The organism is Paenibacillus sp. FSL L8-0494, from assembly GCF_038003695.1.
Taxonomy (GTDB): Bacteria; Bacillota; Bacilli; order Paenibacillales; family Paenibacillaceae; genus Paenibacillus_AQ; species Paenibacillus_AQ odorifer.
On the sequence record NZ_JBBOPQ010000001.1, the window covers coordinates 5,972,182 to 5,986,253 of the forward strand.

Below are 14,072 nucleotides of genomic sequence, written 5' to 3' on the forward strand. Positions count from 1 at the left end.
ACTATGTGGCTCTTTATCAAAAAACCTCGCTCCGTAATCTTTCAATAATAGTATTCTTAGATATGAAGCCCACTTTCAAGTGCCTACTAAATAAAAATCTCGCTTTCGAATAAATCCCGAGAATGTATAATGATCAAATAAGAAACAAAGGAGAATTACTATGAACATACTGATCGTTGAGGACGACCGTAGTTTAAATAAAGGGATCGCTCTCACTCTTTCTCAAAACAATGTTGTGATCCATCAAGCCTACGATATTGCCGCGGCGGAGCATATCTTCGCAGTTAACCCTATTGATCTCATCATTCTGGACATCAATCTGCCAGACGGCAGTGGGCTGGATTATTGCGAGCAACTTCGCAAGACCTCACGCGTACCCATTATTTTCCTCACCGCCAATGATATGGAGTCCGACATTATCACCGGTTTTGCATTGGGGGGCGATGACTATATCACCAAACCATTCAGCCTAATGGTGCTTCGCGCCAGAGTAATGGCAGTACTCAGAAGAACGGAATCGCTAGGGACTGGAAAAATAACATTGGGTCCGTTAGAACTCGATTTTGAGAAACTGGAGTACAGCAAAAACAAACAATCGCTCCAACTGAGCAAAACTGAGCAAAAGCTGCTGCGGCTGCTGGTGACGAATACGGGCAATATTTTGACCCGAGAACAGCTGATAGACAAGATCTGGAGCAAGGATGCCGAATTTGTGGATGAAAACGCATTGACAGTAGCCATCAAACGGCTGCGTGCTAAACTTGAGGATGACCCGGCAGCGCCTAAATATATCAAGACCATTTACGGACTTGGATACATGTGGACTGAAGGGCAAAAACCATGAAAACCAATAGCCCACCTGCTAATTTCAAGCAAATTCATAGGCTCTTTTTACTGATCATCCTTATACTAGTGGCCTGTTTTATCGGCAGTATAATGTTTCTGTACGGGTTCGACCCCACTCTGCTCCAACTGACTTCTCTATTCATCATCTGTATATTAGCGACAGGAGCCGTATGGGTCTGGTTATGGAACCGTCAGATCACAATCTATATACAGACCTTGGATACAGCGATTGAGCGGGCTATACATGACCAGCCGCCACTCACTAACTATGAAGAAACCGCTCTGTCTTCGATGGAACATAAACTAAAGCGGTATATAGGGATGGCTAAGGCGAATGAACTAAATATTCAAACAGAGAAAAACAAAATAAAAGAGCTGATCTCGGATATCTCCCATCAAACCAAGACCCCCCTCTCTAATATCATGGTATTCAGTCAGTTGCTGGAAGAGATGCCCGGACTAAATGAGAATGTCCGGCACTACATACAGCATATTAAAGCGCAGTCAGATAAGTTGGATTGGCTGATCCAGTCTCTAATCAAATTATCACGTTTGGAAACAGGAATGATCTCCCTACAGCAGATTGAGGCGAAACCGCTCATACAAACTCTGATGCAGGCTTTATCCCAGATTTATGCACAAGCGGAAAACAAACAAATTACGATCAATATTGACTGCGGGACACACATCTTAGCCTGCCACGATGTCAAATGGACAAGTGAAGCGCTATTCAACCTGCTCGAGAATGCTGTGAAGTACACGCCGCATAGCGGACAAATCTCCGTTCTTGCTGAAAGCAATGAGATGTTCACCTGTATTCACCTTACCGATACTGGGCTTGGAATCCCCAGCGAAGAAATCCCTCACATCTTTAAGCGGTTTTACCGAGGGAAGCAAGCGCGTGAATTCGAGGGGGTCGGCATCGGGTTGTTTTTGTCCAGAGAGATTATCACGGCGCAAGGCGGCCATATCAACGTCATTTCTGAAACTGGAAAAGGTACAACTTTCTCTGTTTACCTGCCCCAGCGCTGAAATAGAATGTGTCATTATGGTCAGAATTCAGACACTCTCCTGTCAGATTGATTTGCTACCCTTAAATTATGGACAAACAGATCTCATTGGAGGGGAAGAGTTATGCCGATTCTACAGACTGAAAATTTAAAAAAACACTATGGAAAGGTGGGCTCAAGCGTTAAGGCTTTGGACGGCATATCACTGTCAGTGGAAAAAGGGGAGTTTGTCGCCATTGTCGGCACTAGCGGCAGCGGCAAAAGCACCCTTCTTCATATGCTTGGCGGATTAGATCGGGCAACAGAGGGCAAGGTTTACGTGGACGGGAATGATATTTTTGCGATGAGTGATGAGAAGCTGACCATTTTTCGGCGCAGATCGGTTGGGTTTGTTTTTCAGAACTATAATTTGGTACCCATACTAAATGTGCGGGAGAATATTGTGCTGCCCATTGAACTGGACGGTGGCAAAGTTGACGAAACTTATCTTGATCTGATCATCCGCACTTTAGGCTTGCAGGAAAAGATGAATACTCTACCTTCTAATCTGTCTGGCGGACAGCAGCAACGGGTGGCAATAGCCAGAGCATTGGCGACCAAACCTTCAATCATCTTAGCAGATGAACCTACAGGTAATCTGGACAGCAAAACAAGCCAAGAAGTGCTGATTTTACTTAAACAGATGAGCGAAAAATTCAACCAAACCATTGTGATGATCACACACAATGAACAAATCGCTCAAACTGCTGACCGTATTATCCGTATTGAAGATGGCATCATTTTCACTGGACAACCCCGTAGCTCCGGAGTGAGCCAGCCATGATCAGCACGAATAACCATAAGACTATTGCTACTTTAGCCAAAAAAAGCCTCAAAGCCAACCGTGCTCGCAATTTCACTATCATCTGTGCCATCGTACTGACTACGCTTTTGATCACCACCGTGTTTACCTTGGCGCTCAGTATTAACAAATCGATGCAACGCGCACAAATGCAGACTACTGGCAGCGATTATCATGGAAGCTTCAAATATCTGAATCCTGCCGAGTTGGAGAAGCTGAAGAATCACCCATCCATCAAAGAGTATGGCGTTTTTCTTAAGGTTGGCGATATAAGCACCAGTCTGTTCAAGAATAACCGGGTAGAGGTCCTTCGAATTGACGAGAATTATGCCAAACACGGATTTATCAACTTTATAGCTGGCGGACTGCCCTCCCAAGAGAATGAAATCGTCCTAAATACTTGGGCGCTTGACTTGCTTGGAGCAAAACATGAGTTAGGCCAGACTGTGAAGCTGGATATAGACATTGGTGAAAAAGTCATAAGCCAAGACTTTAAGCTCTCCGGGTATTACGAAACCGATCAAAATTTGGCGATGTCAGGATTAGCTTTTGTATCCGAAGCATTTACACAGAAGAACATTTCCCATATTGACCCGGATATCTCTGAGGCAACGGGTTCTTATGTAAACACCGCAGGTCTAGGGGTGATGTTTAACAATTCTTATAATATTGAACAGAAGGTACAAAAGATTTTGACGGACACCGGCCTGGATGTACCTTATGGTGTCAATCCGGCTTATACAAGTGTGTCTCTCTCCGATAATCTAATGAATATCATTCCTTATGCAGTTGTCATTCTTATCACCATGCTGAGCGGCTATTTACTAATCTACAATATCTTTTTTATTTCCGTCGTGCGGGATGTCAAATTTTATGGCCTGCTAAAGACCATCGGTACCACACCCCGACAACTAAAAAAGATCATCTCCATTCAGGCCCGCTCACTTTATCTAGTCGCATTGCCTTTTGGATTGGGGTTGGGATATCTGCTAGGTCTGCTGATTCTCCCTATGACCTCCTCATTTTTAAACGGTTCTACTGATAATGTCTATTCTGCTAGCCCGTGGATATTTATTGGTGCAGCAGCATTCTCGTTTATGACCGTATGGATCGCCGCAAGCAAACCGGGCCGGATGGCTTCGCGAACCTCGCCGGTAGAGGCTGTAAAATTTGCCGGAGTCAGCAGCGGCGGAAAACGGAACGCCAAAAAATCAAAACATGGCGCAAAACTTCACAACATGGCGTTCTCCAACCTGTTCAGAAGCAAAAAGAAGCTGATCCTGATGCTCTCTTCACTCTCCTTGAGTATCATCTTGTTCAGTACCATTTTCACAGTAATTTCCTCACTGGATGTGAACAAATATCTGGCTTCCTTTATCTCCGGTGATTTTTTGGTTCAGAATGAAGTGTTAGTCAGTATTACAGGGCCTCGAGACGGTGATCCATACAAGCTTTCAGAGGATTTCGCCAACAATCTAAGTAAAATTGACGGTGTAGAAAGTGTAGATAAGGTTTACCACAGATATGTTCCATCTCCTGTCGATGATGCTGTCCGGGCTATTTTGGAGCCAATGGCAGCTGCTGATCCACATCCCTATCTTCTCTCCACTTTAGATAAGAGGGGGGTGATCTACAATAATTTATATGGATTAGATCCGGGCTGGTTTGATCTTGTGGACAAGGATATTATTGAAGGGGAGTTTAACAGGCAGAAGTTTGCTTCAGGAAAATATGCGGTCATAGCTGAGGCCATGTTTATAGAAGAAGATAGCTACCGCGCCTATTATCATCCTGGAGATACAGTCACTTTCGAGAAGTCGGGTAAATCTTATGAAGTGATGGCAGTAGTAAAAAATGATGCAGTATATGCTGCCACAACAAAATCTTTCTCTTTGTTAGGGTACAACGTCTTCCTCCCTGCTTCGGAGCTGCAGAAGGAAATGCCGCAAGGTACAGATCCAGCCAATATTGTTTCAGCCACACTACATGTCGATCCAGCTAAAATGGATTTAGTAGAACAAGCAGCCAAGGCTCTAACAGATTCGACAAATGAATTATCCTTGAAATCCAGGGAGGATTATAAAGATGAGCTCGGTGGATTCATTCGCATTTTTCAAACCGTGGGGTATGGGCTTAGCCTGGTCATTGCTCTAATCGGGGTGCTGAATTATATCAACACTGTACTCACCGGGGTAGTCTCACGCCGCAATGAATTTGCCATGCTGGAGAGTATTGGCATGACCAAAAAGCAGCTAAAACGTATGCTGATCCTTGAAGGATTATACACCGTTTTGCTAACCGTCCTCATAACCTCAACATTAGGTGTATTGCTGACCTATAACCTTTCCAAAAGCATCACGGAAAATATGGCCTTTATGGTATTTCAGATGAGTTGGCTGCCGTTTATCCTCACCGTTCCTATTTTGTTAATTCTCGCTTACACAGTGACACTGAGAGCCTATAAAACGTTATCCCAAGCATCCATAGTGGAACGGCTGAGAGAAGCCGAGTAATGTAAGACACACCTAAATAGTCCTATTACAAAAAGGGCAGCCCGGTAAATATCGCCGGGCTGCCCTTTTTTTATAGATCCATATTCAGCTTATTTAAACGCAGGCAACGCAATATCCGCGTAATTATCCTCAAGGAACTTCTTCACTTCAGGACCGCTGATCCGTTTAGCCAGCTTTTGAATGGCGTCAGAATCCTTGTTGTCTTCACGTGCCACCAAAGTAATTGTGAATTCGGAATCTTCGCCTTCCGTAATCAGCGCATCTTTCTTCGGTGTCAATCCTAGTGGGCTCGCATAAGCCGGAGTCATGGCTACTAAATCGCCATCATCAAGCATACGGGCCAGCATTAGGAGATCGACTTCTTCAAACTTGAATTTTTTTGGATTCTCAGTAATGTCTGCTTGTGTGGCTTGAATGCCTACGCCTTCTTTTAGCTTAATAAGATCAGCTGCAGCGAACATTTGCAATGAACGACCGATGTTAGATGGATCATTAGCCATTACAAGCGTAGCCCCTTCAGGAAGATCAGCTATAGTCTTGTAACGTTTGGAGTATCCGCCATAAATAGCGTCATAGACAGGCTGTACCTCTACCAGATTAGAGCCTTTGCTTTCATTATATTGCTTCATATAAGGAACGTGTTGGAAAAAGTTAGCGTCTACCTCTTTATTAGCTAAAGCCTCATTAGGCTGCACATTGTCAGAGAGAACAACGATCTCCAGATCAATGCCATCTTCCTTAAGGAGCGGCTTCACAATATCCAGAATTTCTGTCATAGGTGGGATCAGTGTAGCGATCTTTAATTTGGTTAACTCATCATTACTACCTTTTGCAGCATTATTCTCGGCTGCTTTATTAGAGCCACAACCCGCTACGACCAATACCATTAATGTAAGCACAAGTATCATTGATTTTTTCATTAGTACTACTAACCCCCAGTTTATATATTGAACTATTTTGTATTAACGCTTATCCAACAGCCTTGCGATAGTCCCCCCAGTGAACTGAACCAATTGGACCAATACAATCATCACTAGAATGGCATAGATCATCACTTCCGTCTCAAAACGCTGATAACCATAACGGATAGCGAAATCACCAACCCCTCCCCCACCAACAACTCCCATCACGGTCGAGAAGGAGATAAAACTAATTGTAGAAGTAGTAAGTCCAAGGACTAGACCCGAACGAGCTTCCACGTACAAAAATTTAAAGATCAAGCCCAGCTTCGAGGCTCCCATCGATAATGCTGCTTCAATGACCCCTTTAGGAACCTCCAGCAACGACTGCTCCACTAACCGAGCATAATAGGCAATAGCGATTATAGATAATGGAACCGCTGCTGCAATCGTCCCAATGGCGGTCCCGACCAGGAAACGAGTGACTGGAATTAGCGCAACGACCAGCAGCAGGAACGGAAACGAGCGGATAATATTAACGATACTGTTGAGCACCAGAGACAACGTTGTATTCTCATAAAGCTGCCCTTTTCGGAAAAAAAACAACAAGGTGCCCAGCGGAAGCCCCAGCAGTACTGCCGCCCCAACAGAAATACCAACCATCACAAAGGTTTCACCGATCGAATCCCACATCTGTGCCTGATATTGAAGTACACTGTCAAACATGACCTTCCCCCGCTTTACCAAGAATCTGATCGCGGTATGTCCCGGTGCTGGCTGCTGCTGGACGGAATTCACCGTCTTCACGAGAGAATGAATCTACAATGCGCCCTTTTTCCATCACCGATACATGAGTACATATGCTTTTGACAACATCCATCTCATGCGTAACAATGACAACCGTTACTCCAAGACTTGAATTCACATGCTTCAGCACGTTCAAGATATCTGTAGTGGTTCCTGGGTCCAGAGAGGACGTTGGCTCGTCACATAGCAATATTCCCGGACTGTTCGCTAGCGCGCGGGCAATCGCAACACGCTGACGTTGTCCTCCGCTGAGCTGTGCAGGATATTGTTTTGCCTTATCTGCCAGTCCAACAAAATCCAGACACTCCTTCACACGTTTCATTCGTTCATGCTTTGGGACATCTGCCAGCTCCAGCGGGATCGAAACATTCCGCTCTACTGTGACGTTATAAACAAGATTAAATTGTTGAAAGATCATTCCAATCTTTTGCCTTGCTTTACGCAGTGCTTTACTAGGCATTTCGGTCAGGTTGTGGCCATCTACAGTAACCGTTCCCTGATCCGGCTGTTCCAGAAGATTCATCAGTCGCAGCAGCGTAGATTTCCCCGCACCACTCTCACCAATGATCCCGTGAATGGATCCCTGCTTTACCTCCAGCGATACCTCATCCACAGCCTGATAGATGCCTTCCTTCAGCTTGAACCCTTTACTTACCCGACTCAGCGACAGTATTAGAAGCTCCCCCTTCCTTTCCCTTATATAATGAACCTCCATGAAGTGAGACATTGTATTACAATTTTCTAAAATCTGTTTTATTAAAAATCTCCTTAAATAATAAGACATTTCTTCTGCTGTGTCATCATTTTTATTTAAATGATATACCAGGAAGTTTGATAAAAACCTAAAAACCCTTTATACCGGGCTCTTTTTACACATTTATTAACAAAATAAAAAGGGTTAGCAAAGGTAATCTTTCCCTCTTGAAATCATGATTCTCCTATTGCCCCACCACAAAACGCTCCACTGTTAATATAGCCATATTTAGTTTTTTTAAGTGTATGAAATGCAGTTAAAGCTACATTTGGTTCGTTGGAGTGTGATTTAAAGACCTGCTGTTACGCAAAAAAGGATGTCTAAGCCGGTAGCTTAAGACATCCCATAATTCATATAGTAATCCCTGAATCCCTGATCTATCGAGTCCCATACTCGCTAAATCTTTTATCCCTTTTCGCCAAGCTCTCCGCGAATCTTCAAGAACACTTGGTAGCTGCGTTCCGCACATTCCGAAATCGCTATCGGATGAAATCCGGGCAGATCCGCATATAACGTATCGTGAAGCGGTTCAATCCACGAAGCCGGCAACTTACTTGCTCCAAGCTTCGCTCCCATAATTGAGCCCACAGTTGCCCCGTTACAGTCTGTATCCATTCCACCGTATACGGAAGTGACGACTGTTTTTTCAAAATCATTCCCGCCATAAACAAGCGACGCGGCTACAAGAGCAGCATTATTATTTGTATGGACCGCATCATAGTGGCTAAAAGTATCCCAAATGTTACGAACCAAGTCCCGCTCGCTTTTGGCCTTCTGCGCAATATCTATCCCCCGCAAAACATCACTGGCAAGACGACTGGTACGCGGAATCTCGCTAAGGCCAATCTCTAGGATCCGTTCATTATCCTTCTCTGCAAAAGCTGCCGATATCATCGCCGCATTAAACATCTCACCGTAGATGCCATTTTTCACATGTGAAAATGAAGCATCACGCCAGCCTAATTCTGCCGCAAGCTCAGGATAACCTGCTGCACCATAAGCCAGTCCATCTGCGCGTATAGCGGCACCAATCCACTCGCGGTAAGGGTTTAAGTGCATCCGCACTCTTTCCTGCCGCACCAGCCAATCCGCAGGCTTCTCGCCATGCAGATGAGAGGTCTCCTGCGCAAAATTCATATATGACTGTGTCTCCGCCGTGCACACCTGACTATATGTTAAATGTGTATGCCACAGCTTTCCGATATCCCAAGAATCCCAGTTCAGACCTTTCTGTTCCAGCAGCATAAGACCCAGGACAGTGTAACGAATATCGTCATCGCTTTCCATATACTTGATCGTCTCGCGGGTACTGGCATGTGTCCATTCGCTTAAGCCAAGACCATATTCAGCCTCTGCCCGTGAATGCCCAGGCGTATAGCCAGTAATTGGCCAGGCGTCCGCACCCTGAAACCATAGCTCAATATTCTCCCAGCCCGGACGGCCATCTTTCCCATAGAGATAGTCCCAATACTCCAGCGGTTTCCCGAGTGCGCAGCCGACACTTCTACCGAGCCAGGCTCCATAGAACTTATCTCTCCATTCCGCTTCGCTCCAGTCCGCCTCAAGCTTACGTGGGCCTTCTGGACGTAGTTGACGAATCTCCTCCAGAGAGGATGGCTCTTGATACGGAAAATCCTCACTGATCGTAAGCTCCATTAGCTCATTGTATACCTGCATCAGCTTGAGCTCATCGGCACCAGCAGCCGCTAGCTTATCCGCGAACCCATCAATCTCGCAACCTTCTTCTCCACGCTGAGCAATTTCAAACTGCACGGTCTCTTGAAGTCTCTCCCATCCTGCCATAGGCTACTTCCCTTCAGCCGCTAGCAGCAGCTCTTGATCAAGCTTTTCCAGTGAATCAAAGATCAGCTTCATAAATGCTTCCCGGTCAACTCCCACCAATACTTGCACATTCGCTGGACGATCCGTCTTCTTCCGTCTGTCTGCAACTGTCATTCCCCGCGTCAGCTTGCCTTCTGTCTCCACCGTTACATATAGATGCTCAAATTCAAATAGTTCCGGATGCAGCAGCCAGGCAACAGCACATGGATCATGCAGCGCACTGCCGACATAGCCCATTTTTTTACCGTAAATCGAATAGAAATCCAGCAATTCTCCGACCATTGTAGACACTGGTCCCCGCTCTTTCAATGCTAGGATCTCATCTTCAAAAATAGCAGCCTTATCGGTCACATCCAGACCACTCATTATGATCGGAATCCCCGACTCAAACACAATACGGGCTGCTTCAGGATCTACATAGATATTAAACTCCGCAGTAGAGGTGACATTCCCATAAGAGATACCTCCGCCCATTAGTGAGATTTTTTCAATTCTGTCTTTAATCTCTGGATAAGCCGTGATTAGCAGTGCGATATTTGTTAAAGGAGCCATCGGCACGAGCGTAATCTTCTCCTCTGAAGAACGGATGATATTCAGCATAAACTCCACAGCACCCTGCTCTACAGGGCGGAATTTACTTGGGGGCAAAAGCGGCCCATCCATGCCCGATTCACCATGCGCTTCCTCACCTGTAACAAGCTTGCCGAACAGTGGGCCAGCAGCCCCTTTAGCTACAGGAATGTCAGCATTCACGAAGCTGATCACCTTCAGGGCGTTTTCCGTGATTTTATCTAAAATTTGGTTTCCACCAACCGTTGTAATTCCGCGCAGATCTAACTTCTCCGAATTTGCTATGGCAAGCAGTATCGCTATTGCGTCATCATGCCCTGGATCGCAGTCAATAATAATAGGTGTTGGCATAGTTACTCACTCCTTGTCTGTGTATCAATCATTTCAATCGCTATTTAACTAGCGGGCTTTTAAGTTTTTTATTCTTTTTTCGTGTCTCAGATACTGCGTAGATCACAAGTCCAATTACTGTGGCTACATAAGGAAGAGTAGCGATTAGCTCCGCAGGAATCTTCAACACCTGTAGCGCATTCGACAATGCATCTGCAGTACCAAATAATAAAGAGGTCAACGCCGTGCCTACGGTCGTACTTCTTCCCATCGACTCAGCGGCAATGGCAATCCAGCCCCGGCCAGCGATCATATCGCGGGTAAACAGTGACAAATACCCCATCGACATATAAGCACCGCCTAAACCGGCAAAAAATCCGCTAAGCAGCAAAGCCATATACTGTATTTTCACAACACTTACACCCACGGATTGAGCCGCATGTGGATTTTCGCCCACTGAACGAATGCGCAGTCCAAGCGGTGTACGATTTAATAGATAGTAGACAACAAACACAGCCAATATAGAAACATACGTCAGAATGTGATGCCCCGATAAAATAGGTCCAAGCACCGGGATATCCTTCAACAAAGGAATCTGGACACTAGGCAAAACTTTACTCGCCAGAGAAGTGGAAGAACCCTTGTCGCCACTAAGCAGATAGAGGATAAACACAGTTCCTCCCGAAGCGAACATATTAATGGCCACACCCCCGAGAATGATATGTGTTTTGAATTTCAGGGTGAAAAAAGCTAATATTCCAGCGATCAATGTTCCAGACAGCACCGCCCCAAGCAGACCTACCCACGCGCTATGCGTATAGCTGCTTATGATGACACCCGCTAAAGCGGCAACAAGCATGATACCCTCCATCCCAATGTTAATGATCCCTGCACGGTTGGAGATGAGTGCGCCGAGCGCGGCGAACAGAATCGGGGTCGTCACGCGAAGGACAGAGAACGCAAAGTCAGTTGTAAAAATTACATCAAACAAACTGTTCACGCTTCCTTCGCCTCCTTCAAGAGCATCCGATTTTTCCAGAACTTCAGAAATTGCTCAGCCGAAATCAGAAGAATGATAATTGCCTGTATAATTGAGATCATCTCTGAAGGTACATCAGACAGACGCGCCATCATGTCAGCCCCAATTCGAATGTACGCTAGGAACAATGCAGAGCCGATTACGGACAGCGGATTATTTTTGGCTAACATCGCTACAAGGGCACCATCCAAACCATAACCAGGCAGTGACGTCCATTGGAAACGGTTATACATCCCCAGCACTTCTACGGAACCCCCCATACCTGCGATAAAACCTGCAATCAAGTGAACGAGAATAATAACCTTGGCTGTCTTCATACCGGAATAACGGGCAAAGTCCAGGTTGATGCCTGTCATGCGCAGCTCATATCCCCATTTCGTTTTGTATAGGAATAGATGAGCTGCAATAATAAGCACGATAACGATAATAAGACCGGTATGAATACGGGTGCCGGAGACCATTTTACTCAGCAGTGCCGTTTTCTCGAATTTGTAGGATACATTGGCAAAAGCTTTAGCATCACGTAGATGATAGTTCAGTAGGAATAGCCCTACTCCGAACAAAATATTATTGAACATTAAGGATGTAACCAACTCATTAGCATTCCATTTTGCCTTCAGAATACCAGGTATTGCCGAGAGCAACGCTCCTACAATTGAACCTGCAGCAATAGCTACCATCGGATGCAGCCAGCCGTCCAACGTTAAATGAATAGCCAATACGGAAGTTACAACACCGGAGAAATAGAAAATCCCTTCAGCTCCCAGGTTGAACATATTGGCTCGAAACAACAAGGATACTGCCAACCCAGTGAACATGAGCGGAATCGCCATCTCAATCACATTACCAATATGACCTTTACTGGATAACGGCTCTAATAGGAATATACCAATCGTCTTCACAGGCTGATTACTGACCAAAGAGATGATCAGAAAGGCAATAGCGAGTGCAATAACGATTACCGCCGATGTCCGAATGTACTCAAAATATTTAACTTTAAACATGATTTACGGCCCTCCCGATGTGCTCCTCGTCCTGTCGATGAATCCCCAGCATATAAAGACCTAATTCTTCCTCACTAACCTTAGATGGCTCCTCGAAAAAGGCAACAATCTTACCCTCGTACATTACTAACAGACTATCGCTGATCTCCAAGATCTCATTCAAATCTGCCGACACTAGCAAAATCGCGCAATCGTCTGAACGTAATTCCAACAACTTTTGATGTATGAACTGGGCTGCGCCTATATCCACACCCCGTGTCGGCTGTTCTGCAATAAGCAGCTGCGGTTCAGTCGAACACTCTCTAGCTACGACTACCTTCTGCATGTTACCACCTGACAACATTCCTATGGGCTGAGAAGGTCCTGAACAGCGGACTTTAAATTCCTCTACAAGGGATACTGCTAGCTTGGCAATTCGTGAGCCATTCAAAAAAAGACCTTTATTCATTGCTTTTGTACGATACTGAGTAGATAGCAGATTATCAGCTATGCTTGCCTCACTAGCGATCCCTTGCCGCATCCGATCCTCCGGTATATAGGAAACGCCTAGCTTACGAATATCCAAAATATCCGATTCACGGATATCCTTTCCCTTCACTAGTACAGAGCCCTGACTTGAGACACCTCTCAAGCTACCTGTAAGAGCTTCAATGAGCTGTGTCTGCCCGTTGCCTTCTACACCAGCAATCCCAACGATCTGCCCACCACGTACCGCAAAATTGATATCCGACAATAATGCTTTGCCATCTGCATCATTCACACTGAGTCCCTGCACCGTTAGTACTGGCTCACTAACAGCCAGAATCTCTTTGTCATATTTCAGCACGACGTCTCTGCCGACCATTAGTCGCGAGATTTCCTGTTCTGTCACATCCTGTGTTTGAAAAACACCTTCACTACGGCCGCTGCGCATAATCGTAATTCTGTCGCAAATCGCTTTGACTTCCTTTAATTTGTGCGAAATAAAAACTATCGTATGACCCTGTTCCCTTAATTGCTTAAGCTCGCGGAACAATTCCTCTGTTTCCTGTGGAGTCAACACCGCAGTCGGCTCATCAAGCACCAGAATTTTCGCACCACGCAGCAGCGCCTTAAGAATCTCAACCTTTTGCTTCATCCCAACTGTAAGATCCTCTACTTTTGCTTTAGGATCCACGGCCAGATTGTATTTCCTTGCGGTCTCTTCCGTCATGCGCACAGCCTCGGCATAATTAATGCCAACTCCTCTGCGCGGCTCCATACCCAGCACCATATTCTCTGCCACCGTAAAAGAAGGTACCAACATGAAATGCTGATGGACCATGCCGATGCCTCTATCAATGGCGTCCTGAGCGGATTGCAGCTTTACTTTTTCACCCTTGATATAGATCTCGCCTTCACTTGGCTCTTCCATGCCGAACATAATCTTCATTAAAGTCGATTTACCAGCACCGTTCTCACCTGCAATCGCATGTATTTCTCCCTCACGTAAAGAAAAATGCACGTCTTTATTTGCAACGACGCCATTGGGATATACCTTGGTAATTCCCCGCATTTCCAGCAGAGCTTTGTACATAGGTCTCAACGCCTTTCAACTTGGAGGTCTGCAAAAATATACAGCTGGAATTCCCCTGACTA

General features: G+C 45.4%; 12 protein-coding genes. 4 read left to right on the top strand and 8 right to left on the bottom strand.

Annotation, left to right across the window (positions count from 1 at the left end; genetic code table 11):
- The first annotated feature begins 160 nt into the window (after positions 1-160).
- The 4 genes from NYE35_RS26865 (at position 161) to NYE35_RS26880 (ending at position 5,210) form a co-directional block, all read left to right on the top strand.
- Positions 161-844: a response regulator transcription factor gene (locus tag NYE35_RS26865; protein WP_076104862.1), complete on the top strand. Its 684-nt coding sequence runs from the start codon at positions 161-163 to the stop codon at positions 842-844.
- Positions 841-1,878 carry a sensor histidine kinase gene (locus NYE35_RS26870; protein WP_076296418.1) on the top strand — a complete coding sequence of 346 codons (1,038 nt, stop codon included), beginning with the start codon at positions 841-843 and terminating at the stop codon, positions 1,876-1,878. Before NYE35_RS26865 ends, NYE35_RS26870 begins: the two co-directional genes overlap by 4 nt.
- A 102-nt stretch (positions 1,879-1,980) precedes the next feature.
- The gene (locus NYE35_RS26875) at positions 1,981-2,679 is read left to right on the top strand and encodes an ABC transporter ATP-binding protein (RefSeq protein ID WP_036685550.1); all 699 of its coding nucleotides are present in this window, start codon (positions 1,981-1,983) and stop codon (positions 2,677-2,679) included.
- Positions 2,676-5,210 carry an ABC transporter permease gene (locus NYE35_RS26880; RefSeq protein ID WP_076296417.1) on the top strand — a complete coding sequence of 845 codons (2,535 nt, stop codon included), beginning with the start codon at positions 2,676-2,678 and terminating at the stop codon, positions 5,208-5,210. The genes NYE35_RS26875 and NYE35_RS26880 overlap by 4 nt, the downstream gene beginning before the upstream one ends.
- 89 nt (positions 5,211-5,299) lie before the next feature.
- On the opposite strand, the gene NYE35_RS26885 is transcribed toward NYE35_RS26880, so the two are convergent.
- From NYE35_RS26885 to NYE35_RS26920, 8 genes are all read right to left on the bottom strand, one after another.
- On the bottom strand, positions 5,300-6,130 hold the full coding sequence (locus NYE35_RS26885) for a MetQ/NlpA family ABC transporter substrate-binding protein (RefSeq protein WP_036685556.1): 831 nt from the start codon (positions 6,128-6,130) through the stop codon (positions 5,300-5,302).
- A 42-nt stretch (positions 6,131-6,172) separates the two neighbouring features.
- Positions 6,173-6,835, bottom strand: coding sequence for a methionine ABC transporter permease (locus NYE35_RS26890; protein ID WP_036685560.1), 663 nt, complete (start codon positions 6,833-6,835; stop codon positions 6,173-6,175).
- Positions 6,828-7,589, bottom strand: a complete 762-nt coding sequence (locus tag NYE35_RS26895) for a methionine ABC transporter ATP-binding protein (RefSeq protein WP_081383877.1) — start codon at positions 7,587-7,589, stop codon at positions 6,828-6,830. The genes NYE35_RS26890 and NYE35_RS26895 overlap by 8 nt, the downstream gene beginning before the upstream one ends.
- A gap of 486 nt (positions 7,590-8,075) precedes the next feature.
- Positions 8,076-9,473: an ADP-ribosylglycohydrolase family protein gene (locus tag NYE35_RS26900; RefSeq protein WP_076272249.1), complete on the bottom strand. Its 1,398-nt coding sequence runs from the start codon at positions 9,471-9,473 to the stop codon at positions 8,076-8,078.
- A 3-nt stretch (positions 9,474-9,476) separates the two neighbouring features.
- On the bottom strand, positions 9,477-10,433 hold the full coding sequence (locus tag NYE35_RS26905; RefSeq protein WP_076272248.1) for a nucleoside hydrolase: 957 nt from the start codon (positions 10,431-10,433) through the stop codon (positions 9,477-9,479).
- A gap of 40 nt (positions 10,434-10,473) precedes the next feature.
- A complete protein-coding gene (locus NYE35_RS26910) occupies positions 10,474-11,412 on the bottom strand; it encodes an ABC transporter permease (RefSeq protein ID WP_036685567.1) in 939 nt (312 codons plus the stop codon).
- Positions 11,409-12,455 carry an ABC transporter permease gene (locus tag NYE35_RS26915; RefSeq protein ID WP_076296416.1) on the bottom strand — a complete coding sequence of 349 codons (1,047 nt, stop codon included), beginning with the start codon at positions 12,453-12,455 and terminating at the stop codon, positions 11,409-11,411. Before NYE35_RS26915 ends, NYE35_RS26910 begins: the two co-directional genes overlap by 4 nt.
- Positions 12,448-14,010, bottom strand: a complete 1,563-nt coding sequence (locus NYE35_RS26920; protein WP_036685571.1) for an ABC transporter ATP-binding protein — start codon at positions 14,008-14,010, stop codon at positions 12,448-12,450. The genes NYE35_RS26915 and NYE35_RS26920 overlap by 8 nt, the downstream gene beginning before the upstream one ends.
- Positions 14,011-14,072: the final 62 nt, after the last annotated feature.